The sequence below is a fragment of the Pseudomonas sp. P1_A1 genome (genome assembly GCF_056406935.1).
In genome coordinates this window covers 282669-305507 of record NZ_JBFTZE010000003.1, presented here as the reverse complement: position 1 = coordinate 305507, position 22839 = coordinate 282669, and the positions used below count along the sequence as shown (strand labels likewise).

General features: G+C 56.5%; 22 protein-coding genes and 3 pseudogenes. 8 read left to right on the top strand and 17 right to left on the bottom strand.

Annotated features, from left to right (window positions below; translation table 11 throughout):
- Nucleotides 1–37 precede the first annotated feature (37 nt).
- The 4 genes and pseudogenes from AC1D2Q_RS06550 to dapF form a co-directional block, all read right to left on the bottom strand.
- A complete protein-coding gene (locus tag AC1D2Q_RS06550) occupies nt 38–1225 on the bottom strand; it encodes an MFS transporter (protein ID WP_477812654.1) in 1188 nt (395 codons plus the stop codon).
- A 169-nt stretch (nt 1226–1394) separates the two neighbouring features.
- Nucleotides 1395–2984 carry an ABC-F family ATPase gene (locus tag AC1D2Q_RS06545; protein ID WP_026286413.1) on the bottom strand — a complete coding sequence of 530 codons (1590 nt, stop codon included), beginning with the start codon at nt 2982–2984 and terminating at the stop codon, nt 1395–1397.
- Nucleotides 2968–3239: pseudogene (locus tag AC1D2Q_RS06540) on the bottom strand (hypothetical protein); the annotation flags it as partial. The pseudogene AC1D2Q_RS06540 and the gene AC1D2Q_RS06545, both read right to left, overlap by 17 nt.
- 217 nt (nt 3240–3456) lie before the next feature.
- Nucleotides 3457–4293, bottom strand: a complete 837-nt coding sequence (gene dapF / locus AC1D2Q_RS06535) for a diaminopimelate epimerase (RefSeq protein ID WP_477812653.1) — start codon at nt 4291–4293, stop codon at nt 3457–3459.
- Between the two features lie 154 nt (nt 4294–4447).
- Between dapF and AC1D2Q_RS06530 the strand changes: the two genes are divergently transcribed.
- Nucleotides 4448–4789, top strand: a complete 342-nt coding sequence (locus AC1D2Q_RS06530) for a hypothetical protein (protein ID WP_305412645.1) — start codon at nt 4448–4450, stop codon at nt 4787–4789.
- Here AC1D2Q_RS06530 and AC1D2Q_RS06525 read toward each other — a convergent pair.
- Together AC1D2Q_RS06525 and AC1D2Q_RS06520 are read right to left on the bottom strand one after the other, a co-directional pair.
- A complete protein-coding gene (locus AC1D2Q_RS06525) occupies nt 4759–4971 on the bottom strand; it encodes a hypothetical protein (RefSeq protein ID WP_305412646.1) in 213 nt (70 codons plus the stop codon). The two genes, AC1D2Q_RS06530 and AC1D2Q_RS06525, sit on opposite strands and share 31 nt — an antisense overlap.
- Before the next feature lie 182 nt (nt 4972–5153).
- Nucleotides 5154–5831, bottom strand: coding sequence for an SOS response-associated peptidase family protein (locus AC1D2Q_RS06520; RefSeq protein WP_477812652.1), 678 nt, complete (start codon nt 5829–5831; stop codon nt 5154–5156).
- Nucleotides 5832–6065: 234 nt separating this feature from the next.
- Between AC1D2Q_RS06520 and lpxO the strand changes: the two genes are divergently transcribed.
- Nucleotides 6066–6965, top strand: coding sequence for a lipid A hydroxylase LpxO (lpxO, locus tag AC1D2Q_RS06515; protein WP_477812717.1), 900 nt, complete (start codon nt 6066–6068; stop codon nt 6963–6965).
- A gap of 79 nt (nt 6966–7044) precedes the next feature.
- Here the strand turns inward: lpxO and ku are convergent, their stop codons facing one another.
- Entirely contained in the window at nt 7045–7905 is an 861-nt protein-coding gene (gene ku / locus AC1D2Q_RS06510; RefSeq protein ID WP_477812651.1) for a non-homologous end joining protein Ku, read from the bottom strand.
- 205 nt (nt 7906–8110) lie between these two features.
- Here ku and AC1D2Q_RS06505 point away from each other — a divergent pair, with 205 nt between their 5' ends.
- Nucleotides 8111–8470 carry a hypothetical protein gene (locus AC1D2Q_RS06505; RefSeq protein WP_477812650.1) on the top strand — a complete coding sequence of 120 codons (360 nt, stop codon included), beginning with the start codon at nt 8111–8113 and terminating at the stop codon, nt 8468–8470.
- A 51-nt stretch (nt 8471–8521) separates the two neighbouring features.
- Nucleotides 8522–9679 carry a PQQ-dependent sugar dehydrogenase gene (locus AC1D2Q_RS06500; protein ID WP_477812649.1) on the top strand — a complete coding sequence of 386 codons (1158 nt, stop codon included), beginning with the start codon at nt 8522–8524 and terminating at the stop codon, nt 9677–9679.
- A gap of 32 nt (nt 9680–9711) precedes the next feature.
- Here the strand turns inward: AC1D2Q_RS06500 and rimI are convergent.
- Nucleotides 9712–10158 (bottom strand): annotated as a pseudogene (gene rimI, locus AC1D2Q_RS06495) (ribosomal protein S18-alanine N-acetyltransferase); the annotation flags it as partial.
- 200 nt (nt 10159–10358) lie between these two features.
- Here rimI and AC1D2Q_RS06490 point away from each other — a divergent pair.
- On the top strand, nt 10359–11837 hold the full coding sequence (locus tag AC1D2Q_RS06490) for a RimK family protein (protein ID WP_173861192.1): 1479 nt from the start codon (nt 10359–10361) through the stop codon (nt 11835–11837).
- Here AC1D2Q_RS06490 and AC1D2Q_RS06485 read toward each other — a convergent pair.
- A complete protein-coding gene (locus AC1D2Q_RS06485) occupies nt 11812–12129 on the bottom strand; it encodes a DUF2834 domain-containing protein (RefSeq protein ID WP_477812648.1) in 318 nt (105 codons plus the stop codon). The two genes, AC1D2Q_RS06490 and AC1D2Q_RS06485, sit on opposite strands and share 26 nt — an antisense overlap.
- A 247-nt stretch (nt 12130–12376) precedes the next feature.
- Here AC1D2Q_RS06485 and ilvA point away from each other — a divergent pair.
- Nucleotides 12377–13372: pseudogene (ilvA, locus tag AC1D2Q_RS06480) on the top strand (threonine ammonia-lyase, biosynthetic); the annotation flags it as partial.
- 30 nt (nt 13373–13402) lie between these two features.
- On the opposite strand, the gene eco reads toward ilvA, so the two are convergent.
- Nucleotides 13403–13885, bottom strand: coding sequence for a serine protease inhibitor ecotin (gene eco / locus AC1D2Q_RS06475; protein ID WP_477812647.1), 483 nt, complete (start codon nt 13883–13885; stop codon nt 13403–13405).
- Between the two features lie 389 nt (nt 13886–14274).
- Here eco and AC1D2Q_RS06470 point away from each other — a divergent pair, with 389 nt between their 5' ends.
- Nucleotides 14275–14544, top strand: a complete 270-nt coding sequence (locus AC1D2Q_RS06470; protein WP_477812646.1) for a DUF1652 domain-containing protein — start codon at nt 14275–14277, stop codon at nt 14542–14544.
- On the opposite strand, the gene AC1D2Q_RS06465 is transcribed toward AC1D2Q_RS06470, so the two are convergent.
- The 3 genes from AC1D2Q_RS06465 to AC1D2Q_RS06455 form a co-directional block, all read right to left on the bottom strand.
- Nucleotides 14541–14939 (bottom strand): hypothetical protein, encoded by a 399-nt coding sequence (locus tag AC1D2Q_RS06465; protein ID WP_477812645.1) that lies wholly within the window; start codon nt 14937–14939, stop codon nt 14541–14543. The two genes, AC1D2Q_RS06470 and AC1D2Q_RS06465, sit on opposite strands and share 4 nt — an antisense overlap.
- A gap of 90 nt (nt 14940–15029) precedes the next feature.
- Nucleotides 15030–15299, bottom strand: a complete 270-nt coding sequence (locus tag AC1D2Q_RS06460; RefSeq protein WP_477812644.1) for a DUF2790 domain-containing protein — start codon at nt 15297–15299, stop codon at nt 15030–15032.
- Between the two features lie 138 nt (nt 15300–15437).
- Complete coding sequence (locus AC1D2Q_RS06455) at nt 15438–16004, bottom strand: hypothetical protein (RefSeq protein ID WP_477812643.1); 567 nt, start codon at nt 16002–16004, stop codon at nt 15438–15440.
- 372 nt (nt 16005–16376) lie between these two features.
- On the opposite strand from AC1D2Q_RS06455, the gene AC1D2Q_RS06450 reads away from it, so the two are divergent.
- Nucleotides 16377–16673: a hypothetical protein gene (locus tag AC1D2Q_RS06450; RefSeq protein ID WP_105341879.1), complete on the top strand. Its 297-nt coding sequence runs from the start codon at nt 16377–16379 to the stop codon at nt 16671–16673.
- Between the two features lie 68 nt (nt 16674–16741).
- On the opposite strand, the gene AC1D2Q_RS06445 is transcribed toward AC1D2Q_RS06450, so the two are convergent.
- From AC1D2Q_RS06445 to AC1D2Q_RS06430, 4 genes are all read right to left on the bottom strand, one after another.
- Nucleotides 16742–17389 carry a DUF2931 family protein gene (locus tag AC1D2Q_RS06445; protein ID WP_477812716.1) on the bottom strand — a complete coding sequence of 216 codons (648 nt, stop codon included), beginning with the start codon at nt 17387–17389 and terminating at the stop codon, nt 16742–16744.
- A 14-nt stretch (nt 17390–17403) separates the two neighbouring features.
- Complete coding sequence (locus AC1D2Q_RS06440; RefSeq protein ID WP_477812642.1) at nt 17404–18054, bottom strand: DUF2931 family protein; 651 nt, start codon at nt 18052–18054, stop codon at nt 17404–17406.
- The gene (gene tssI / locus AC1D2Q_RS06435; protein WP_477812641.1) at nt 18047–21529 is read right to left on the bottom strand and encodes a type VI secretion system tip protein TssI/VgrG; all 3483 of its coding nucleotides are present in this window, start codon (nt 21527–21529) and stop codon (nt 18047–18049) included. The genes AC1D2Q_RS06440 and tssI overlap by 8 nt, the downstream gene beginning before the upstream one ends.
- Before the next feature lie 227 nt (nt 21530–21756).
- Nucleotides 21757–22488, bottom strand: a complete 732-nt coding sequence (locus tag AC1D2Q_RS06430; RefSeq protein WP_477812640.1) for a hypothetical protein — start codon at nt 22486–22488, stop codon at nt 21757–21759.
- Between the last annotated feature and the right edge of the window lie 351 nt (nt 22489–22839).

Genomic DNA, 22839 nt, shown 5'->3' with positions numbered 1-22839 from the left:
CAATGACTCAATGACGCAGCTCCGGGGAGGGTGGAGATCAGGCGATGGCGCGGTGTTTCAGTAATAGGGTCAAACCGAGCCCGGTCACGGACAACAACGCCGCACTGAAGAAAATCCACGCATACCCCAGGTTCAACGCCACCGCGCCCATCAACGGCCCGGCAATCGCCAGCGCCAGATCGAAAAACACCGCATAAGCACTCAAACCCGCCCCGCGACTGGAACTGGGCACCTGCTTGATCGCTTCCACCCCCAGCGCCGGATAGACCAGCGACAGGCCGAACCCGGTCAGGCCTGCGCCGATCAAGGCGTAAACGGTCGAGGGCGCCAGCCACAACAGGGCCAGCCCCACGGTTTCAATGCTCATGCAGGCAATGGCCGAGGTGAAACCACCGAAACGGTTGATGCTGGAAATGAACAACAGCCGCGACAGAATGAAACACACCCCGAACACCGTCAGACAGTAAGCCGCGCCGGTCCAGCCACAACTGGCGTAATACAGGGTAATAAAAGTGGTGAGCGTGCCATAACCGATAGACGCCAGGCTCAGGCTCGCGCCGAAGGGAGCGATGCGCCCGAACACCGCCCAGAACGGCAGGCGCTCGCCGCGAATCACGGGCACCGAGGGTTTGTTACGGATCAACAGAAGTGCCAACAGGGCCAGTAACGACAGCACGATCCCGAGGCTGGCGAAGCCCAATTCAGCCACCATCACCACGCCCAATGGTGCGCCGATGGCGATGGCGCCATACGAGGCAATCCCGTTCCAGGAAATCGACTGCGCGGCGTGTTCGGCACCGACTTTGCCCAAGCACCAACTGACGGTGCCGACCGCGATCAACCCTTGGGCAATCCCCAGCAACAACCGGCCGGCGATCAGGATGATCAGGCTCAACAAAGGGAAACTTTGCAGCAGGGTCGATATCAGCGTCAGTACGCCGCTCAACACAATCCCCGAAAACCCGTAAACAATCGCCCGTTTGGTGCCGACGCTGTCTGACAAGCGCCCGGCCATCGGACGGCTGAGCAGGGTGGCCAGGTATTGCGAACCAATGGTCAGCCCCGCGACGATGGCGCTGAACCCCAACTGTTCATGGACATACCCCGGCAACACGGCAATCGGCAGGCCAATGCAAAGGAAGGCAATAAAGCTATAGAAAACGATGGAAACGATCTGCAGGGTGATCGCCATGGAGCTTTGCGGGGGCAGTTGCTGCACAGACATGAGAGCTCGTTCGCGGGCGGCGGTAGGAGAACTGCATCATGGCGCGGGTGGGGGATAAAAGGAAGCAGGCTAACGATGTGGATGACAGATCGGCAGTAAGTGGATCAATCTGAAATGCAAAAAGCCCCGTCACCAGGACGGGGCTTTCCATTTGCAGCCAGAAGCCGCCTTACATCAACACACCCTGACTACGCAGGTAGTCGTCATAGGTGCCGCTGAAGTCGATCACGCCATCGGCGCTCAACTCGATGATGCGGGTGGCCAGGGACGATACGAACTCACGGTCGTGGCTGACGAAAATCAGCGTGCCCGGGTAGTTCTCCAGCGCCAGGTTCAGCGCCTCGATGGATTCCATGTCCAAGTGGTTGGTCGGTTCGTCCATCACCAGCACGTTCGGCTTTTGCAGGATCAGCTTGCCGAACAGCATGCGACCTTGCTCACCACCGGAGATGACCTTGACCGACTTGAGGATCTCGTCGTTGGAGAACAGCATGCGCCCGAGGGTACCGCGAACCAGTTGCTCGCCGCCCTGGGTCCATTGGCCCATCCAGTCGAACAGGTTGCAGTCGTCTTCGAAGTCGTGCGCGTGGTCCTGGGCGTAGTAGCCCAGCTCGGCGGCGTCGGTCCATTTCACGGTGCCGGCGTCCGGGGTCAATTCGTTGACCAAAGTGCGCAGCAGGGTTGTTTTACCGATACCGTTCGGGCCGATGATCGCCACGCGCTCGCCGGCTTCAACGGTGAAGCTGAAGTCCTTGAACAGGGTCTTGCCGTCGAAGCCTTTGGCCATGCGCTCGACGATGACCGCCTGACGGTGCAGCTTTTTGGTCTGCTCGAAACGAATGAACGGGCTGACACGGCTCGAAGGTTTGACTTCGGCCAGCTGGATCTTGTCGATCTGCTTGGCGCGGGAAGTTGCCTGCTTGGCTTTCGAGGCGTTGGCCGAGAAGCGGCTGACGAACGATTGCAGTTCCGAGATCTGCGCTTTCTTCTTGGCGTTGTCCGACAGCAGTTGCTCGCGGGACTGGGTCGCCACGGTCATGTACTCGTCGTAGTTGCCTGGGAACAGGCGCAGCTCGCCGTAATCAAGGTCAGCCATGTGGGTGCACACGCTGTTCAGGAAGTGACGGTCGTGGGAGATGATGATCATCAGGCTGGAGCGCTGGGTCAGCACGTTTTCCAGCCAGCGGATGGTGTTGATGTCCAGGTGGTTGGTCGGTTCGTCGAGCAACAGCACTTCAGGATCGGAGAACAGCGCCTGCGCCAGCAACACGCGCAGTTTCCAGCCCGGCGACACTTCGCTCATCGGGCCGAAGTGTTGCTCGATGCCGATACCCAGGCCCAGCAACAGCTCGCCGGCCCGGGACTCGGCGGTGTAGCCGTCCATTTCGGCGAATTCGGTTTCCAGCTCGGCCACGGCCATGCCGTCTTCTTCGGTCATTTCCGGCAGCGAGTAGATGCGATCGCGCTCGGCCTTGACCTTCCACAGCTCTTCGTGACCCATGATCACGGTGTCGATCACGGTGAATTCTTCGTAGGCGAACTGGTCTTGACGCAATTTACCCAGACGCACGTTCGGCTCAAGCATGACCTGGCCGCCGGACGGCTCGAGATCGCCACCGAGGATTTTCATGAAGGTCGATTTGCCGCAACCGTTGGCGCCGATCAGACCGTAGCGGTTGCCCGCGCCGAATTTGACCGAAACGTTTTCGAATAGCGGCTTGGCGCCGAACTGCATCGTGATGTTAGCTGTGGAGATCAATTACTTTACCTATCAATGGGTTGCGAGCTGCGCATTTTGGCGCTTGGGCCATACCTGGGGCGTTTTGGAGTTTCTCCATCTCTCCCCAGTCACCGCTAGACTTCAACCGGCGCGCATAAGTCGAGAGCAGCATCTGGACGCTTGTCCAAGCTGTTGGGCAATAAAGGCGGGATTCATGCCAGACATTCCGCATATTGTCGCATAAGTGTGACGGCAGTTGTACGGCGCGCGATAACGTGTCGCGAGCTTCTTCAGGTTGGCCCCCCGCTGTTTAGGTCTGCCCGATGAGGGTGGTTCGTCCTGGTGGGTGACGAGACGTAGGGAAAACCCTTGAACGGACCCCAATGTTATTTTTGTTCAGCGTTGTGTTCGGGACACTGGGCGCGGCTCTGGGTAAAGTCGGCAGCGCTTGCCCGGCCAGGTGTCTTTCAGAAGGATTGCTGAATGGCCAGCACTTGGTCAGGGTGGGCACCTATTCGGATTCGCCTCTGCGGGGGGGACGATATAGCTGATCGGTAATTGTTCCCGAAAAAATAGTCTCTACCGGCCCGATGAGAAAGACAGGGCCCACGCCATCCCATTGAACCGTTACGGTGCCGCCATCACATTCAACCTCAACGGAATGGTCTAATAAACCACGACGAATTCCGCTGACAGCGGCGCCACAAGAGCAAGAACCCGAACCAAGTGGAATACCACCCCAGCGCTCCCAGATGCGCAACCGTATGTGTTGTCGGTTAATGATCTGGACGAAATGCACGTTCGTCCTGAGGGGAAACAGTGGGTCGGTTTCAATGGTCGGTCCGATTGTCGCTATATCAATGGCTGTCAGATCATCCACAAAATAGGTGCAGTGAGGATTGCCCATGCTGCAGGCTGCCGGTCCACCAGCCAGTGGCAAAACAGCAGTATCCAGTTCCTGAGCCAGGGGAATGTCCGACCAGCCGAAAAGCGGTTCGCCCATGTTGACCGAAACTGCGCCGGTTGAAGTTCGTTCGCAAGTGAGTAGACCACGGTTGGTTCGCAGCGCTATCGAAGTCATATTGGATTCGCGCATCAGCATGTCCGCGGCACCCCGCGTTGCGCTGCCACAAGCATCCAGCGTGGAGCCATCTGCATTCCAAAACATCAAGCGGGCATCGGCATCATCGCAATCAACCACTGCTGCGAGTTGATTGAATCCGACGCCTCGGTTCCGATCACCCATTCGCCGAGCCAAACTACTTGTCACTGGATTGGCCGAGTTTCGCGAGTCCACAATGACGAAGTCATCGCCATTGGCGTGCATTTTATGAAAACTCAGCGGCATAAATAGATCCCGGGTGAACTGGCGTTTGAGAACGATCTAGCCCCAATCACATAACCTTTGCAAGCCGTGAGCGGGTAAAGAAAAACACCGGCCCTCAAAACCGATAACGATTGATCGACTCTTGAATTAGTATTCCATCCCCCACCCAAGGAACATGGAAGTGAGAAACAAATTCGCAGCAGGTATGTTCTGTTTCCTGACGATTGTGACGGTTCAATACGCTTACTCCAGCGCTACGGATGAGTCCGCCGAAAACGCCTCATTACTCTGCAAAATCCTCGATGGCAATGACGCCTTGACCCAGGCCTCCGAGTTCTCGGCCGAGGATCGTACGGTCAATATCTCGGTAGACCGTTCTCCAGAGGAAGCCAAAAAGCTTTGCCCGGAAATCAGCGCCATCGTCGAGTATCACGAGATGACTTTTACGCAAGGCTGGACTGTGCAGATCACTTCTCCAGACAGTGGTTATGACGTTGTTGCTATCTGCCCGTTGTAATGATGGTGGTTGTCCTGTACGCCAGTGATCAGGTGCAGTGGAATGTGCTGTTGCTCATCAATGCATATGATTTCGAAACTGCCCACTATTTGAGGGTGTCGCTCACTCAGCCCGGTCGACTCTTCTTCCTTTGCCTTAGCCATTCTCGCGTGGTTCGCTGCGATTTCGTTGAGAGTTGACACGTTACATCTCCCGGTGACTGACCAAGCGGATCGCTGGAGTCCTTAAACGTTAATGTGAATGCCGCCGCGTCAGAATTACGTCGTTTTGGGGCAGCTATCGCCGGCATGTGCAAACCCTAAGCCAGACATTGACGCGTATTCCGCGCCACGCTTTCTATGCGACGAATGGTGTCGCGCGATGTTCAGATAGGTTCGATCAGGCCAGGGCCATCGTTGTGCACATTGCCCACGGCCTGATCAACCTTGAACCACTCGAATGTCTCGGCCGGCTCGCCCTGCGACAGTACTATCTGCTCGGCTCGCTCTTTCGGCGTGGCCGGGTCCAGCCATTCCCGGGCCAGTTCGGCATTCAGCGTCACCGGCTGCCGATCGTGAACATCCACCATGCCGCCCTTGCTGTCGGCGGTGATGATCACGAAGCCGTCATGTTCGTCCGGCTGATGTTCGTACCTTGGGTATTGACCGATCGCCGCGCACAGGATCGGTGCGCGATCCTTGCGGCGGATGAGGTAGGGCTGCTTCTTCGGGCCGCCCTCGTAAACCCATTCAAACCAGTTATCGATGGCAACAATCGCCCGGTGCGGCCATATGGTTTTGAAGAATGGGCCGTGACTGACTTTCTCGACCCTGGCATTGATCGGCATAGGGTGTTCTTCGGACCAATGCGGCCGCCAGCCCCAGCGAACCCTGTCGGCGTGCAGCACGTCGCCTTCCTGGTGGAAGAGGGCGAGCTGAGTCGTCGGCGCGGCGTTGTAGAGCTCGAATGGCTGATCGCCGGCATTGTTGACCAAGGCGTTGGGCATGCTCAGCGCCTTGACGAAGTCGTGAATGCCTCGGTACTGCGAAAGTCGTCCGCACATGGCTGAGCCCTCATGCTTACATCTGAGCTTAGACGATCCTTTGAACTAATAGGGCGTTAAAGCCGCGTGGCGTTTTGGCGGGCATGAGTAGACACATTTTCACAGTTGAAGGTTAACTATTGGTTACAAAGTATGGCTAAAATGACATCTTTCGCCCCCATGCCGATTGTCGGCATGGCTCAAGAACGCGCCATCGGGACGCACTTTGTTCATTTCAGACGTGTGACGATTTCCGTGAAACTCATTATTGCCGCTATCTATGTCATCTCCATCGCGTATGTCCATTTGCGCGGTAAGGTGCGCCACAAACTAGGCCGCCAACTAAGCGACCACTCGACGTTTCTGGCGCCGATCAATTGCTTCCTTTATATGTTCTCGAAAACCCCCAATCGGCCTTATCTCAATCCGGCGGACTTTCCTGACTTGAGCCCTTTGCAGGCTCATTGGGAAGAGATTCGCGCCGAAGGCCAGAACCTGCTCAAGGCCGGGGAGATCAAGCGCTCGAATCAGTACGACGACGTCGGTTTCAACTCGTTTTTCAAAAGTGGCTGGAAGCGTTTCTATCTCAAGTGGTATGGCGACAGTCACCCGTCGGCCGCGAAGCTCTGCCCGCGGACTACTGAACTGGTGCAAAGCATTGGCTCGATCAAGGCAGCGATGTTTGCCGAACTGCCACCGGGTTCCAAACTGGTCCGCCACCGCGATCCGTATGCCGGCTCGTACCGTTATCACCTGGGGCTGGAAACGCCGAACGATGCCGGTTGCTATATCAACGTCGACGGTGAGAGCTACCATTGGCGTGACGGCGAAGCGGTGATGTTCGATGAAACGTTCATTCATTACGCTGAAAACACCACCCAGCAGAACCGCATCATCCTGTTTTGCGACGTCGAACGGCCGATGAAGTATCGCTGGGCTGCGGCGTTCAACCGCTGGTTCAGCCGCACAGTGATGGCGGCGGCGGGGGCACCGAACGATGCGGGAGACAAGACCGGTGCTATCAACCGTTTGTTTGCCAAAATCTACAAGGTTCGCTTGCGCGGCAAAGCGCTCAAAAAGCGTAACCGCGCTCGCTATTACCTGGAGAAGTGGGCGATTTTTGGCGGGTTGCTGGCGATTTTTGTGCTGATCTGAGTTTGCTTTGCGGCGCATTTAGTCATTGCGAGCAGGCCAGTATTTTCAGCGCATAACGTACGGGCACTCCACTAACCGATCAGCCACGAGAACGCTTCGTGGCTTTCTTATCTGTGCTCGCTTTGGCTTTTTCTGCCGTTTTACCGGCACTCCTGGTACCGAGGCTGCGCTTGAGCAGTTCAGTCAGATCGATGACATCTGCCGTCTTGCGTTCCTCCTCGCCCGTAGCGGTTTCGACGATTTCAATCTTGCCTTCATTCGCCTTCTGCTCAACCAGCGCCATGATCTTTTCTTCGAAGCTGTCGCGGTACTCCTCGGGCGTCCAGTCGGCGCTCATGTCCTCCACCAACCGTTTCGCCATCTCCAGTTCGCCCTTGGCCAAGTCCGGCTTGGTCACTTCGCTACCAAGCTCCAGTTGATCCAGGCTGCGTACTTCGGCCGGCCAGCGCAGCATCACCAGAACCAGGGCCGATTCCAGCGGCATGAGAGCCGCCAGGTGCTGACGGGTATGCAGCACAACGCGAGCGAGGGCGACCTTGCCCGTTTTGTTGAGCGTTTCGCGTAACAGCGCATAGACCTTGCCGCCACGTTTGTCCGGCGCCAGGTAATAGGGTGTGTCGATGTTTTGCAGGGGGATCTGCTCGCTGTCGACAAAGGCAAAAATGTCGATGGTTTGGGTCGACAGCGGGTGCGCCGAGCGAATTTCTTCTTCACTGAGCACCACGTAACGCCCCTTTTCGTACTGGACGCCTTTGACGATGTGTTCCTGGGTGATTTCCTTGCCAGTGACCTTGTTGATGCGCTTGTAGCCCACCGGCTCCATGCTGCGTTTGTCGAGCCAGTCGAAATCCACCCCGTGGGAAGACGTTGCCGAGACCAGCGCCACGGGGATATGCACCAGACCGAAACTGATTGCGCCTTTCCAGATTGCCCGTGCCATCGCCGTGTTCTCGTCAGTCGGTTGATGTTCAGGTGACCTGCACGCAAGGGCAAAAGTTTCAGTCGCCTGCGGCCCGGTTCGGCGGGCGGATCAGCGGTGCAGTCAACTGGTGTTACATCTTCTGAAGGAGGTTTTAGTTAACAAAACCGAAGTCCGGGCGTAGCGTGAGGCTAATCACGTTGCACGCTCATTTCGAGAGGTCCCCATGATCCGATGTGTGCTTGGCATCATCGTCCTGACATTAAACGGCGTGCTGAGCCATTGGGCTCTGGCGGACACCGCGATGCCGTCCTCACCCTTGCTGCTGGCCCAGAACCTGCCGGGCAGCACCAATAACAATCCTTACAACAACCCGATCCGCCGAGCCAATCCCAACAGCATGCAAGGCACGCGCCCCGGCATCCCGGTGATCCGCGGGCCGAGTACGGCGCCTGTACCGCGAGCACCGACTCTGGAGAACGGCGGTATCGGCAACCGTTATCCGCAGAATCGCCAGGCTCCCGTCAGCCCACCGACATTCATACCCAATCCGCCTCATCGGGACGCAGACACCAGCAACCGTTGAACGGCAGGACAGAGGTCTTGCCAGCCATTTTGACCACAAAAGGAATCGTGCATGTTGCGTAAGACCCTCCTGACCACACTATTTGCCGGCGTACTGATCACCAACGCGCCCGTGTTTGCGGCGCCTGCCCAGGAACTGAAAAGTGAGGAGGGCACCCTTGAGGTCACGCCTGTCGTTAAAGGCCTGGAGCATCCCTGGGCGCTGGCGTTTTTGCCCGACCGCCAAGGGATGCTGGTGACCGAACGGCCGGGCAACCTGCGGGTGGTCAGTGTCGATGGCAAACTTTCGAATCCGCTCAGTGGTGTGCCTCAGGTCTGGGCCAAGGGGCAGGGCGGGTTGCTCGATGTGGTGTTGTCGCCCGACTTCAAGCAAGACCGCATGGTTTATCTGTCTTATGCCGAGGGCGGGGGGGAGGGCGGCAAGGCCGGTACGGCGGTCGGTCGCGGACGGTTGTCGGAAGACCTCACGGCCCTCAAGGATTTCAACGTGATCTTCCGTCAGGAGCCCAAACTTTCAGTTGGTAATCACTTCGGCTCCCGACTGGTGTTCGACCGCGACGGTTATCTGTTTATCACCTTGGGCGAGAATAACGACCGGCCCACGGCGCAGGATCTCGACAAGCTGCAAGGCAAGGTCGTGCGGATCTATCCCGACGGCAAGGTGCCGAAGGACAACCCCTTCGTCGGGCAAAAAGGCGTTCGCCCGGAAATCTGGTCCTACGGCCATCGCAACCCGCAAGGCGCGGCGCTCAACCCCTGGAGCGGCACACTCTGGGAAAACGAGCACGGTCCTCAGGGCGGTGACGAAGTCAACATCATCGAACGTGGCAAAAACTACGGCTGGCCGATAGCAACCCATGGCATCAATTATTCCGGCCTGCCGATTCCGGAAGCCAAGGGCAAAATCGTCGAAGGCACCGTGGGCCCACAGCATGTCTGGGAAAAATCCCCCGGCCTCAGCGGCATGGCGTTCTACGATGGCGATCGCTTCAAGGCCTGGCAGCACAACGTGTTTATCGGCGCGCTGGTGGGGCAGGAACTGATCCGCCTGCAGTTCGACGGCGACAAGGTTGTTCACGAAGAGCGGCTGTTGGGTGAGCTGAACAAACGGATTCGCGATGTGCGACAGGGGCCGGATGGTTATCTGTATGTACTGACCGATGAAGACGATGGTGCGTTGTATAAGGTTGGGTTGAAGCAGCCTTTGTAGCAGCTGGCGTAGCCCGCGTTCGGTAGCTGCTACAGAACGTGTTTCTCAAGTCGCAGCGCGTCGGCATGGTCCTGGTAATAGTCATGAATCAGCCCGAATCGCCGATAACCGTTGCGTTCGTACAGAGCGATTGCCATCGGGTTGTCGATGCGCACTTCAAGTCGCAGGTAGGCGCAATCGTGCTCAAGGGCGCAGGCTTCGGCACGTTCGAGCAATTGCCTGCCCAACCCACTGCCGCGAGCATCAACGGCGATCGCAATCGAGTACAGACGTGCCCGTGAAGTACCCCGGTGAAACAACACCAGCGCATACCCCACCAATCGCTCGCCACGTTGGGCCACCAGTAGTTGCCCGTGAGCCCGGCTGATCATCCATCGAAAACTGCGCCGGTTGAGCCGGTCGGTGGTGAAGCATTGCTGTTCGAGTGCCAGCAGTGCTGGAAGGTCTTCAATGACCGCCAGGCGAAAAACAGGATTCATATGACCGCCGTAAAAGTTGCGTAACGAAACGGGACTTTCGAAAAAGTTCGTGCTTAATAGGAAAGGTCTTGTTCTCCAACGGATCAATCACTATGTCAGCGGTACAAGGTCATTGGCGCGAAGTATCCGAACAAACGTTGCCGACAGCAATAACTTCTGCAAACTATTTAAATGCCTCGATCAGAACTTCCAGCCCGTTGATGATAATCGTCGAACGCAAGGAAGACTGGGCCTCCTACTTTCCCAGTGAAGACATCGTCACCGCCCAGGAATACCTCGAACAGACCCGCAACAACGAGCAGGGCAAACGGGTTCAGGTGATCAACCTGTGCCGCAGTTACAAGTACCTCGGGCACGGTTATTACTGCTCGCTGCTGGCCGAGGCACGGGGGCATAAGGTGATTCCGTCGGTGCGGACCATCAGCGAACTGACCCGAAAGTCCCTGTATGGCCTGGCCTTGGACGATCTGGATAAAACCCTGGAAAAAGCCTTAAGTCATCATGTTTACAGCGACACCGAAGGCTTCACCTTGACCCTGTACTTCGGCCAGACCTCCATCGAGCCATTACAGGAATTGGCTCGACAGTTATTCGAGGTTTTCCCTTGTCCGATATTGTTAGTTGAATTTCGCCGAACTAACGGTTGGCACATCGAAGGTGTAAAGTTTGGCACCCTGCATAAGTTGCGTGAAGATCAGGAAGATCAGTTTGCTAACGCGCTGGATAGTTTCAGTCGCAAGATCTGGCGCCTGCCACGCTCTCGGCGTTTGGCCCGTTATGACTTGGCCATTCTGCACGACCCGCAAGAAGCATTACCGCCCTCCAACCCCAAGGCTCTGGACAACTTTGTCAGGGTCGGCAAGATGCTGGGTATCGACGTTGAGCTGATCGAACGCAAGGACTACGCCCGAATCGCCGAATACGACGGGCTGCTGATACGCGAGACGACAAGTGTCGACAATCACACCTACCGTTTCGCGAAAAAAGCCGAGAGTGAAGGCCTGGTGGTGATGGACGATCCGGCGTCGATCCTGCGCTGCACCAACAAGGTTTACCTGACTGACTTGCTCAAGAGCCATCAACTGGGCATGCCGGCCACTGAAATCCTCTACAAGGAGCGACCGGAAGACTTTGAGCGGGTAGGCGAGCGACTCGGGTTTCCTTTGGTGTTGAAAATCCCCGACGGCTGTTTCTCAAGGGGCGTCATCAAGGTCGAAAGCCAGCAAGCCTTGCTCAAGGCCACCGCCGAACTGTTCGAACACTCGGTGTTGCTGCTGGCCCAGGAGTTCTTCTACACCGAGTACGACTGGCGCATTGGTGTGCTCAACCGCAAACCAATTTTTGCCTGTCAGTACTTTATGTCCAAGGGCCACTGGCAGATCTACAACCACAAGGCCAAAGGCCAGGACATCAACGGCGAATGCCGCACCCTGGCGGTTCACGAAGCGCCGCGCGCGGTGGTTGAACTGGCGGTGAAAACCGCGAATCTCATTGGCGACGGACTCTATGGCGTCGACCTCAAACAGTCCGGCGACAAAGTGGTGGTGATCGAAGTCAACGACAACCCGAACATCGACGCCGGCATCGAAGACGCGTACCTGCAGGACGATCTGTACACGTTGGTGCTGGAAGAGTTCGTCCGGCGGCTGGAGCTTAAACGTCGTGGTCAGGCTTGGTGAGCCCCCGCACCACCAGATACAACAACGGCCCCACAGACACGAAAATCGCCGTCACCAACAAATAAGGAACCACCGACAACCCTGACCGCCCACGCTTGCGTGCATCCCGGTACATCCAGATACCGGCAAGCGTTGCTAACAGGTACAAATCAATGACCACCTGCGCGGTATCGGGCCGTGACATCAGGCTGATACCGAAGTCGAGCAACGACTGTTCGGCTTGCAGCATCACCGAAACGGTGTAGCTGGCGAAAACGATCAGGGCAACGAGGGGCAGGGCGACAGACTTCATGGTTTCCTTCCTTGGACGATGAGCAGAATCGCCAGCCTACAGAGCCCGTTGAAAATTGGCCATTGACTTGCCATCAGCGGCCGGCTAATTTCCAGCCATGACTTCCACCGTATTGCGCTGCCAGCCAAGCATTATTACCGCCATTCCTTATTTGGCGGGCTAGCTCACGACTGCAGCACCCAACCCGCCCTAGAGGCGGGTTTTTACTTTCTGTCTCTTGGGCTCCGATCAAAGTCAGGAGGCGACCATGAACAGCACCCCCGCCCAGCAGAGTTTGCTTGAGCATTACGTGAAAAAGATCCTCGCCGCGCCGGTGTACGAACTGGCGGTGCGCACGCCGTTGCAAGCGGCACCGGCGTTGTCCGAGGCGTTGGGCAATCAGATCCTGCTCAAGCGTGAAGACCTGCAACCGACGTTTTCCTTCAAGATCCGCGGCGCCTACAACAAGCTGGTGCACCTGAGCGATGAACAGAAGGCCCGAGGCGTGATCACCGCCTCGGCGGGCAATCATGCCCAAGGCGTCGCATTGGCGGCACGCGAATTGGGGATCGCCGCCACCATCGTCATGCCCTGCACGACACCGGAACTGAAGGTAGCGGGCGTGCGCAGCCGGGGAGCCGATGCGGTGCTGCACGGCGAGAGTTTTCCGTTCGCCCTGGCTTATGCGCTGGACCTGGCGCAGCAAACCGGCCGCACCTTTGTCTCGCCCTTCGACGACCCGGATGTGATCGCCGGGCAGGGCACCGTCGGCATGGAGATCCTTCGTCAGCACCAAGGGCCGCTGGATGTGATCTTTGTGCCGGTGGGCGGTGGTGGCTTGATCGCCGGTATCGCCGCGTACGTCAAATACCTGCGCCCGGAAGTGCGCATCATCGGCGTCGAGTCGGAACATTCCGCCTGTTTGCAGGCGGCCTTACAGGCCGGCGAACGGGTTGTGCTGCCAACCGTCGGCACCTTCGCCGATGGTGTGGCCGTCGCTCAGATTGGCGCGCACGGTTTCGAGGTCTGTCGGTTTTGTGTCGATGAAGTGCTGACCGTCAGCAACGACGAGCTCTGCGCCGCGATCAAGAACATCTACGACGATACCCGCTCGATCACCGAACCTTCCGGCGCCTTGGCCGTGGCCGGGATCAAGCAGTACGTGGCGCAAACCGGCGCCCGGGGACAGACTCTGGTGGCCATTGATTCCGGCGCGAATATCAACTTCGACAGTTTGCGCCATGTGGCCGAGCGCGCCGCATTGAGTGGCGCCCCGGCATAAGGGATGGGCGGATTATTCCTGAGCGGCTTTCTCGACGCGGTTCGACGCCGACCAGATCCGGTAGCGCACTTCGACGTCTTTGGGCACATAGAGCACGATCGGCAGTTTGCTGTTGTAACGCAGCCGGAAACCGTCACCGACCACCGGCACGAAGTCCTTCTTGCTCTTGCCGTCAGGGCAGGCCATCAAGGTGCTCATCGGGCCGGTGACTTTTTCCAGCCGGTAAAATGGATAGCCCCAGCCATCGAGGTTCTTTTCTTCAAGCATCCCCCCCAGGCGCTGACGGTTGCAGTCGACGGTCAGGGTCATGCCGGCCAGGATTTCGACCTGATAGCCGTCTTCCTGATTTTGCGGGGCGAGGTGAATGACCTGGCGGGTAAAGCCGCTCTCCGGCTTGGGATACGGCGCGACGTCTTCGAGTGTCGCGGCCTGGGCAACGGACGACAGAACGGTAACTATCAGCCCGACGGTCGTATTAAAGGGCAAAGCACCCATAATGCCTCCTTGCGTGTGCGTGGGGTCAGCGGATACTGAACAGATGGCCGCATTCTCACTGCCGTCCTCGGTCAATGCAAACCCGCCATCAGAGATGGGTTGCAAAATGCAGGAGTCGAAAACAGTCCTTTCTTGCATTTTGCATGGTGCGATGTGTTGCCTGCTTCGTTAAACCCCTGATTGGCCGACGAGCCGCAGGGCGAAATTCTGGGCATGTTTTATGCTGAAGCTGTCTTGAGCTGACCGCGATCCCGGTGAGTCGGCTCTGAAACAAGAAAACGGTCGGACGTTGGAACGATTAAGCCCGCAAAGAAGAAAAGAATGGGCGATCTGCGCTCCAACCGACATTGATTTTTGATTGGCAATCTCACAATACCGAGAGGGTGGCCATGTTTCTTTCTGCCTTGGAACTACGCAATATCGTTGAAAGCAGTTTTCTCCCGAAACGCTGCCAATGCACCCTGTCGCCGGATCTGTCGATGACCGTCAAGGTGTATTCGGATAACGAGACCGACCATGTCGACCTGTTCGTCACCGGCATAGACGCCCATCACCTCAACGGCTGTCGGGAGATCAATAATCTGATCGCCGAGTTGCGCACCGACCTTGAGCACAAAACCCATAGCCAAGTGTTCAGTGCAAAATCAAAAGCCCATTAACCGGCCGTTTCACCCAGTTCGACCGATACGCGCCGGGTCTGGATAAACCCCAGGCCCAGCGCTGATTCAACCAGGATCGCCAGCAAAATACCCGGCCCGGCATGACCATTGAGCCATTCGCCGAAGCCCAGCGTTGCCAGACCGAAACAGCCAACGATAAAGCCGCTGCATATCGCACTTCTCGCCGCCGAGGGCGGTGCCTGCCGCACGAGATAAAACATCACCCCCAGCGCGCCGAACAGCACCGCACTGCGCCTGGCCACAAAACCCGCCGCGGACGAATACTCGATACTCCAGATCGCCAGCAACCATTGCGGCATCAAACCCCACACCAGCGCCAGCAGAAAGCAAAGCGCGGCGGTGAACGTCGACAGCGTGCGAAACGAGAACGGCATGGCGAATCCTTTCGGCGGTAGAGGGGACGTCAAAGCATAGCGTCAGAATCCCAGCAGGCCTACCGCCAAGTGCCGAATCAGAATCGTCTGTCAGCTCTGATAATTGCACGCGTCAGAAAGTTTTCGATAGGTAATTTCCGCAGGTTTACCCGAAGTGCTATCGATGTACTTCATGTCCGCCGTGACCACTTGGCAGTCCAGCGTCGACGGTTCAGTCATGGAGACGATCTTGCCCACATGCAGCGGCATGCCGTAGTGATAGGGCACGGCCTGGGAGGGCGATGTGTCGTCGGCTTGAGCGAAACCTGCGATCGCGGTGCAGGTGAGGGCAGTGGTGATCAGTAATGCTCGCATGTTCATGATGGGGCTCCAGTGCAGAGGGGAAGTCAGTTCGATGCGAGAGCGTCGAACCTGCCGCACCGGGCGTCAGAGGGTGCTGAGGGAGTGCGGTCCAGTAAAGTTTTGGACCGCAGGATTAATCGAAGGTTAAGTAGCGGGCTAATGGTTGTTGCGTGCCGGTTGTGCGGTCATCTGTTCGAGGCGCACAACCTTGAACCCACGTCGATCTGGAGGCGTCTCTATCCCAGCGGGTCCTTCCAGCTGCCCCTTTCCCGCAACATAGTCATAGACCAGAAACTTCGCCGACACTTCATACCCGATATTAGGAATGACCAGCCGGATCTGCTCTCGTCCGAGGTACATCCAACGTGGTAGCGCCTTCTCGGCAAAATCGATTCGCTCGACGGTGTGACTGACAGGGTTTTTGCGCAAAACGACGCCTTTTAAATATGGCGAGCCGTATGCGAAGGCGAATATCAGGCTGGAAGAAACACACTTTGCCAGGAAGACTTCGCCGAAAAAGTCGAAATCCGGGATGTCGGTAAAGGCCGGTTGGATTTTGCTGTCGAGTTTCACAAACAGGCGCTGGCCTTGCGCATTCGTTTCCGCCAGCAAGGACACCTGAGTTCTATCGACCAAAGGGCAGGTGAGGATTGTCTGGAGTGGTTGCGCGTAGGCTGGGACGGCTAGCAGTGCCGCGATGATGTACTTCCATGGTGTTTGCATTCGGAGAAATCCCTTCTGTTGTCGGGTCCTACATTACTGCCCGTGAGTCGTAATAAATCCCAAGAAAGCTTCGTCCCGTTCCTACAGGCTCGGGCGTGTTGTCGTCTTTCGCCGGCTGGTTTCCAGCGGTTACTGTTTGGCGTCGCTGCAAAATCAGCGAACAGGTTTGGTCACCTGTTAACGTCGCACATATTTGTGCCCTCATTCGCACTGCGGACTTCTACGTCTCGTATTGCGTTGTAATGGCGGCTGTGTGCGGGACGCCTTCGGGCGAGCCGATTTGGCGTTATCGGTTGACCAAGCCTGTGCACAGCCGCCACCCATCGTTTGGTCACGGTGCTGGCGATTACTAATTAATGCCGAGTAATTACTATGCCAACGATAAATCCGTTTCCCGATCGTTATCGTTCAATCAAAAGCGATATAACCGACTCAAACCCCTTGGTGATCGACACAGAAGCCAATCCCCAAGACATCCTCGAATCCGCCCTCCAGCGCATCCGCGCCTCCAGCCAGTTACTTGAAACTCTCCACTGCCTATGTTTCAAACACGGTGATGTTCAGGACATCCCGCACATTACCCATGCGCTTTATTTGCTGACTCAGGATGGTTACGACCTGCTGCAAGTTGCGCAGCAGCGGATGATGGGGTGGAAAGCGCCGGTCTGACGGTTCACCCCCACAGGAAGCTGGCTTGCCTGTGGGGGTAGCTTTGTTTGTGAAGGGTTTGATGAGCGTTACCAAGAGCCGTATGGCACGCCAAACTTCTCGACATAGGCTTTGGAAACCGCTGAAAGGGGCCGGTAGTGACCTCCAGATTTACCTTCATACGGGCCACGCGGATCAATCACGGCTTTTACCGTCGTCACCTCGATCGGTGTCATGCAAGGCCCACCTACCCAGACTCTGGCGACTCCTCCGGGAACCAGCCTTATGCCGATTGAATCACGATAACCAGTGATCCATTTCCCATCAAAGGTACAGAAAACCTTTTCACCCTTGCGCATGATGTCCCTGGTAGCCTCCGGGATTTTAATCACCATCAGGTAGGTTTGCGGCTCGACCAACGATTGCCAGCGGACATAGATCTGTTGGGGCAAGTCGGCTCCTGTCACACGTTTTCCGCCCCCGGCAGCCCCTCTTTTCGGCCAGCCACGTGGATTGCCCGCGTTGTTGAGAGGCGCTTGCATTGATGCGATGCCACTCGCCGCACGTGGAAACACATGGTCCTGAATGTCGACGACATCGGCTGTTTCGATCCAGACCTCCATGTAGTCGGGGGCTGAAAACCCCAAGCACCATGCGTCATACGGCAAAGAACGGCTATCAACGAGTGCACACCCGCTGAGCAAAAACGCGACGATGGCGATTAGGAAGTTACGAATGTCGGGCACTGTCGCTACCAAGAGCCATACGGCACGCCAAACTTTTCGACATAGGCTTTGGAAACCGCTGAAAGGGGCCGGTAGTGACCTCCAGACTTACCTTCATACGGGCCACGCGGATCAATCACGGCTTTTACCGTAGTCACTTCGATCGGTGTCATGCAGGGACCGCCTACCCAGACTTTGGCAATGCCTCCGGGGACCAACCTTATACCGATTGACTCACGATATCCGGTGATCCATTTTCCATCGGCAGCACAGAACACCCTTTCACCCTTGCGCATGATCTCCCGAGTCGACTCTGGAATGTTAATCACCATTTGGTAAGTTTGCGGTTCGGCCAGCGACTGCCAGCGGACATAAATTTGTTTGGGTAAATCGGCCCCTGTTACATTTTTGCCTTTGCCGATGCCAGCTCTTTTCGGCCAACCTCTAGGATCGCCGGAGTTGTTGGGGGGCGTTAATATCGACGCTACACCACTCATCGCACGTGGATACACCTGTTCCTGAATATCGACCACATCCGCCGACTCGATCCAAACTTCCATGTAATCGGGTGCCGTGAACCCTAGATACCAAGATTTGTAGGGCAGTGACTGACTATTAGCAAAGGTGCAACCGCTGAGCAGAAAAGCGGCAATAGCGACACGTATGAAATTACTCATTGGGATGCACCGTGCGCACAGAGTTTTCGTCTGGTCGATTAATGAATACTATATTAAGGTCGCTATTATTTCGATTTTTAGCAGCGTTCCAGTTATCGGAGATATGAACATATCGCTGGAACAGCAGTTCTTCCTCCTGCGAAGTCAGTCCAGTTGTTTTACTTTTTCCCTGAGCATATGTCATCAGTTTTTCGGAGATGGGAACGAGTTCCGCAGGTAGTGTTAGTCGCGGCTCGCCTTCGTCAATCTCGCCAAACGGTACCCCGTTTTCCACGGCCAATTTGCGCATGATCCGAAAGTAGATCAAGGACAAATCACTGCGGACTTCGCGCTGACTGCTGACTGCTGCATAAACGTGTTTCATGTTTTTGCGATTGTCTTTGTCAGTGCTACGAAACGGCACTTCCCAAGTTCTAACCTCCAAAGAAAGGTGATATTGGGCCAGTTGGTCTTGAAGCTGTCTCAAGTCCTGCTGGGCAAGCTTGTAACTGTTGGCCTCAGCAAAATGAACTTTCTCTTCAACCTCGCTTTTTCGTGGTTTGCTAAGCAAGATGCGCTCCACTGCTTTAGGTAAGTAACCACCACCCAGGTCTGAATGCACACCAGGCAAGACAATATCCGCCGCGCCAAGACTGTTGAGGGCGAAGTTATAACGGCGCTCATTTCGGGCGACCAATTGGACGACTTTCTTAGCCGCGTCTGGGGCCAAAATGATGTTGATCCCAGGGTTGTCGGCGTTATTACCAGTCCAGTCCCCTACCAGAGGATTGGCAATGGCCGCGACAGTGTCGTAAACGCCAATAAAATTTATGGAAACGTCGGAGTGTGGTTTCCAGCCAAAGCTTTCAGATAATATCGGCGACCCAATTGGTAACGCCTTGGCGAGAATACTTTGACTGCCTTTTAATACCTCGTTGGCAAAGTCCCTTGCCGCTGCAGATCCACGGCTGAAACCGAAAATATCGAACTCGATTTTCTCCACGCGCTTATCGGGATTGTTCTCTTGAAAGGCCCGGATAGCCTTGAGAATAAGCTGTGGTGCTTCTTCGACTCGGGTCCTGACGCCCTGCGCGCCTAAACCTGTACCTTGCGAAAAGGTGGAATCCTCGGCAGTACTGCTGGTACCTATCCCATCCACATAAATGGACAGGTTTGCGGTCTTGGCATCAATCGGCAGTGTTATGCCCCTTTGGTCTAAGTAAAGGTCATACAGCCTGGCCACGTTGCTGACGTCATTCCCGTAACTGTTATCCGGGGAGCTCCCCTTGCCGTCGTAACCGTAAGAAGCACAGTACTTGCGAATCTCTTCAGCCATGTCCTGCAGGTTTACATCAGGTGCAAAACAACCGAAGACACGCTCACTGTTGGTTCGGTTATTACCCGTCCCATCGAAGAACACCCCAACCCGCAAGGTGATGTCTTCCACCTCGACTTCTTCTTCCTCTTCTTCAAGCTCTTCTTCCACCACAGATGGCGCCGAATCAGCGGTGGCGTTGAATTTTCCAACCGGTGGGGCGCTCAACAGTTGCCCCGAAATAGCGGCTGCGGCTGCTCCCGGGATAATCGGGGCGAGAATCTGAATCCCCGTACCCGCGCCAGGAGCGCCACCGGAATTCACCTTCACCTCAGCCCCACTAATCGTCACACCCCCCGCATCAATCTTCACAAAGCTACCGCCAGCCTTGGCCGTGAGCTCCATGCCCCCCTCAACCACCACCTTCTCCCCAGCGTGGTAGTGAATCTCCTGACCCGCCTCGACAAACTGCGCCGTGCCCACCTTCACATGCTGGGTCACGCCCACGGTCAGGTGATCATCCGCCCGTGCTTCGGTTTTGCGGTCCAGATGGGTAATCCGGTGCTCTTCCACCTTGAACTCGCTGAACACATTGGCCTCGACTGTGTCGTGTCGTTCATTGCCGACGCGGATTTTCTGGTCGTGCTCGATGTTTTCATCCCAGTCGCGCTGGGCGTGCAGGTAGATCTGTTCCGCGCCTTTCTTGTCTTCGATGCGAAACTCGTTGTAGCCCTTGCCGCCCGGCGAGCTGAGGGTTTTGAAGGTGCTGCGGGTCTTGTTCGCCGGCAGGTCGTAGGGGACGACGTTTTCCTTGTGGTACAGGCAGCCGGTGATTAGCGGTTGGTCGGGGTCGCCTTCGAGGAAGGTGACGAGCACTTCCATGCCGACTCGCGGGATGGCGATGCCGCCGTAGGCGTTGCCGGCCCAGCCGCTGGCGACGCGCAGCCAGCAGCTGGTCTTGTCGTCGGCCTGGCCGTCGCGGTCCCAGTGGAATTGCACCTTGACCCGGCCGTATTCGTCGCAGTGGATTTCTTCCCCCGGCGGGCCGGTGACGAAGGCGGTCTGACTGCCCAGCACTTGCGGTTTCGGGTGTTCCAGGGCAGGGCGGTAATGAGCGTTCCACGGGGTGGCGAGGAAGCGGTTGCGGTAGCCCTGATGGAAATCGTCCTTGCTGTCGGTGACGTCGCTGGTGATGTTCTCGCCGAGCACTTGCGGCTGTTTGCCTTCATGGACGATTTCCAGCAGCAGCCAGAGGTCGTTCCACTCGGCGCGCGGGTGTTCGCTGAGGGCCAGGAAGTGGCCGCTGACCAGGGTCGGTTCGTCGCCTTTGCCTTCGGCCAGTTGGTAGTCGCTGCGATGGCGCTCGAGGGCACGGGTTGCCAGTTGCTTGCCGCGCGCGCGGTCGGTGAAACGGCCGGGGTAGTCGTAGTCTTCGAGGTCCGGGGCGAACGCGCTTTTGGCTGCGCTTTCCGGCAACAGGCGCGGTTTTTCGAAGTCGTAGTCGCGGCGGCTGACGCGGGTAGTGCGGGTTTCCAGGCGCAGGTTGAAGCGTTTGATCACCGGTTTTTCGGCGGCCATGCCGGAGTCCTGCTGGTAGCTCACCGGCGCCAGTTTGCGGAACACCGTCTGATTATCGCCGAACACCAGCTTGTGGCCGCTGGCCGAGTGCTGGAAGTGGAAGTGAATGCCTTCCTCTTCGCACAGGCGCTGGATGAAATGCAGGTCGGATTCGTCGTACTGCACGCAGTACACGCGCTCGGGGTAGATGGCGCCGAGCTGGAAGCTGTAGGCGTCGGCCAGAATGCCCCGGGCCTCGAGGACCTGGGCGATGATCTTTGGCACGCTGAGTTGCTGGAAAATCTGCTGGTCGTGGTTGTGCCGCAGGTAGGCCAGTTGCGGCACCAGGCTGATGCTGTAGCGGGTCAGGCTCTTGCCTGAATCGCCTTGCTCGATGCGGTACACCAGGCCGTGGATTTTGCCCTGGCCGGTGGCGCCGAAGGTCAGGCAGCCGGGCTTGTGCAGCAGCTCTTCGAGTTTCAGGTCGGGGCGGGCGCTGACCAGTTCGATGTCGAAACAGAACGGCTGGTTGAGGGCTTCGCGGCCGACGAAGCTGAGCACCTGAAGGTCGACGGAAACGCCTTCGAGGGTGAGGGAGATATGGGTTGCGTTTGCGTCCAGCATGCCTTGAATTCCGTCCTTTGAAAAAGCAGGGGCGGATGGTGCAATATTAAAGAGCCACATTCAAGGCGCAAATGCCGTAGGTCAGGGGCCTGACGCTTGTAGGGCTTTCCCCTATAGCTGAGGTTTTGCGCGATGAATACAGGCACTTTTCGAGGCAATTGACCGCTACACCAGATAAAACGAAGGCCCCACAGATGGGGCCTTCGTTTATGGCTCAGCCAATAAATTCAAAGCGATTGCAAGGAAATGGTCGCGCTCTGAGAGTCTTGCTGGCTGTCAGCATCCATCCAGACCCATTGCGTACCGTCGCCTTGCAGATTATTGGTAATGCTCTGAATCTGCGAGTAAACGATCTTGACGTTCCCAGCCGCACTGGCAGTAGGCCCAATGTTGGTAACCTGATTGGCAAGGAGGCCGTTTGAAGTCTCATTGACGACGAACACAGTCGCCTGCGCCTCACGGAACTGGCAGGAGAGGAACTGTGTAATGGTGCTGGTGATCGTCAGGTTCATCCATTTCGATGGGGGGACCGCATAGTAGCGGGTGTACTTGTTGAACGGATGCTGCTCACCATCGGCCGGCAGCGGATAATTGGTCAGCCCCGATGTATTGGTCGGCATGCTGACACTTCCCAGCCAGATTTCGACCTGTGATTTACCGGCGTTGCTGGACAGTGAGACCGAAACGGTTTGAGTATCGGTGCCCGAGACAAAACCCAACGATGCCAAGCCTGCGTTGGCCGTGGTGCCAGGCACCGTGATCGGTACGGGCGGCTGGCTGTTGCTCCAGTTCACGGAGACAGTCGAGTTGTTGTCATTTTGCGCGGAGTTGTAGATAAAGATGCCATAAAGCTGGCCTGGGCTAAGTGCGGTACAGGTGGCTGTATCTCCTGCGGTGAGCGTTATACGTTGTCCGCCGTTCCAGTTAATTTGGGCAGCTGAGATAGCGACACTTTCCATGTTGGAGTTCCTTTTCCTGTTGTGGTGGTATTAAGGATTCGCACAGCAATTGTCCTTACCTGCGCCGTGCGTGGAAAAGATACTAGTTGAAGGCATGTGGCGGTCAAGTAACTACCTGGTTGTAATTGGCTACGTGTCATTATTTTTTTGGAATAGTTACAAGTGTAAAATGCTATAAATTTACTTCAAATATAAAGATGTAAGGTTGTCAATAACCGCTTATCTTTTGCCTGGGTTTGTAGTTTTTAAATTGCAATAAGAATATATCTAAAAAATATAATGAGCGAAAAGATACAGCGCCCAAAAAATATGCAGGTTGTCTTTTATTCATGTCCACCGGCAGGCCCTGAA

Bases quoted from the DNA above. Each gene is read 5' to 3' on its own strand.
- AC1D2Q_RS06505 (WP_477812650.1), top strand. From the start codon at position 8,111: ATGATCCGATGTGTGCTTGGCATCATCGTCCTGACATTAAACGGCGTG.
- AC1D2Q_RS06470 (WP_477812646.1), top strand. From the start codon at position 14,275: ATGTTTCTTTCTGCCTTGGAACTACGCAATATCGTTGAAAGCAGTTTT.
- AC1D2Q_RS06550 (WP_477812654.1), bottom strand. From the start codon at position 1,225: ATGTCTGTGCAGCAACTGCCCCCGCAAAGCTCCATGGCGATCACCCTG.
- AC1D2Q_RS06500 (WP_477812649.1), top strand. From the start codon at position 8,522: ATGTTGCGTAAGACCCTCCTGACCACACTATTTGCCGGCGTACTGATC.
- AC1D2Q_RS06530 (WP_305412645.1), top strand. From the start codon at position 4,448: ATGGAAGTGAGAAACAAATTCGCAGCAGGTATGTTCTGTTTCCTGACG.
- ku (WP_477812651.1), bottom strand. From the start codon at position 7,905: ATGGCACGGGCAATCTGGAAAGGCGCAATCAGTTTCGGTCTGGTGCAT.
- AC1D2Q_RS06485 (WP_477812648.1), bottom strand. From the start codon at position 12,129: ATGAAGTCTGTCGCCCTGCCCCTCGTTGCCCTGATCGTTTTCGCCAGC.
- AC1D2Q_RS06440 (WP_477812642.1), bottom strand. From the start codon at position 18,054: ATGAGTAATTTCATACGTGTCGCTATTGCCGCTTTTCTGCTCAGCGGT.
- dapF (WP_477812653.1), bottom strand. From the start codon at position 4,293: ATGCCGCTGAGTTTTCATAAAATGCACGCCAATGGCGATGACTTCGTC.
- AC1D2Q_RS06520 (WP_477812652.1), bottom strand. From the start codon at position 5,831: ATGTGCGGACGACTTTCGCAGTACCGAGGCATTCACGACTTCGTCAAG.
- AC1D2Q_RS06490 (WP_173861192.1), top strand. From the start codon at position 10,359: ATGATAATCGTCGAACGCAAGGAAGACTGGGCCTCCTACTTTCCCAGT.
- AC1D2Q_RS06430 (WP_477812640.1), bottom strand. From the start codon at position 22,488: ATGGAAAGTGTCGCTATCTCAGCTGCCCAAATTAACTGGAACGGCGGA.
- AC1D2Q_RS06465 (WP_477812645.1), bottom strand. From the start codon at position 14,939: ATGCCGTTCTCGTTTCGCACGCTGTCGACGTTCACCGCCGCGCTTTGC.
- eco (WP_477812647.1), bottom strand. From the start codon at position 13,885: ATGGGTGCTTTGCCCTTTAATACGACCGTCGGGCTGATAGTTACCGTT.
- AC1D2Q_RS06450 (WP_105341879.1), top strand. From the start codon at position 16,377: ATGCCAACGATAAATCCGTTTCCCGATCGTTATCGTTCAATCAAAAGC.
- AC1D2Q_RS06455 (WP_477812643.1), bottom strand. From the start codon at position 16,004: ATGCAAACACCATGGAAGTACATCATCGCGGCACTGCTAGCCGTCCCA.
- tssI (WP_477812641.1), bottom strand. From the start codon at position 21,529: ATGCTGGACGCAAACGCAACCCATATCTCCCTCACCCTCGAAGGCGTT.
- AC1D2Q_RS06460 (WP_477812644.1), bottom strand. From the start codon at position 15,299: ATGAACATGCGAGCATTACTGATCACCACTGCCCTCACCTGCACCGCG.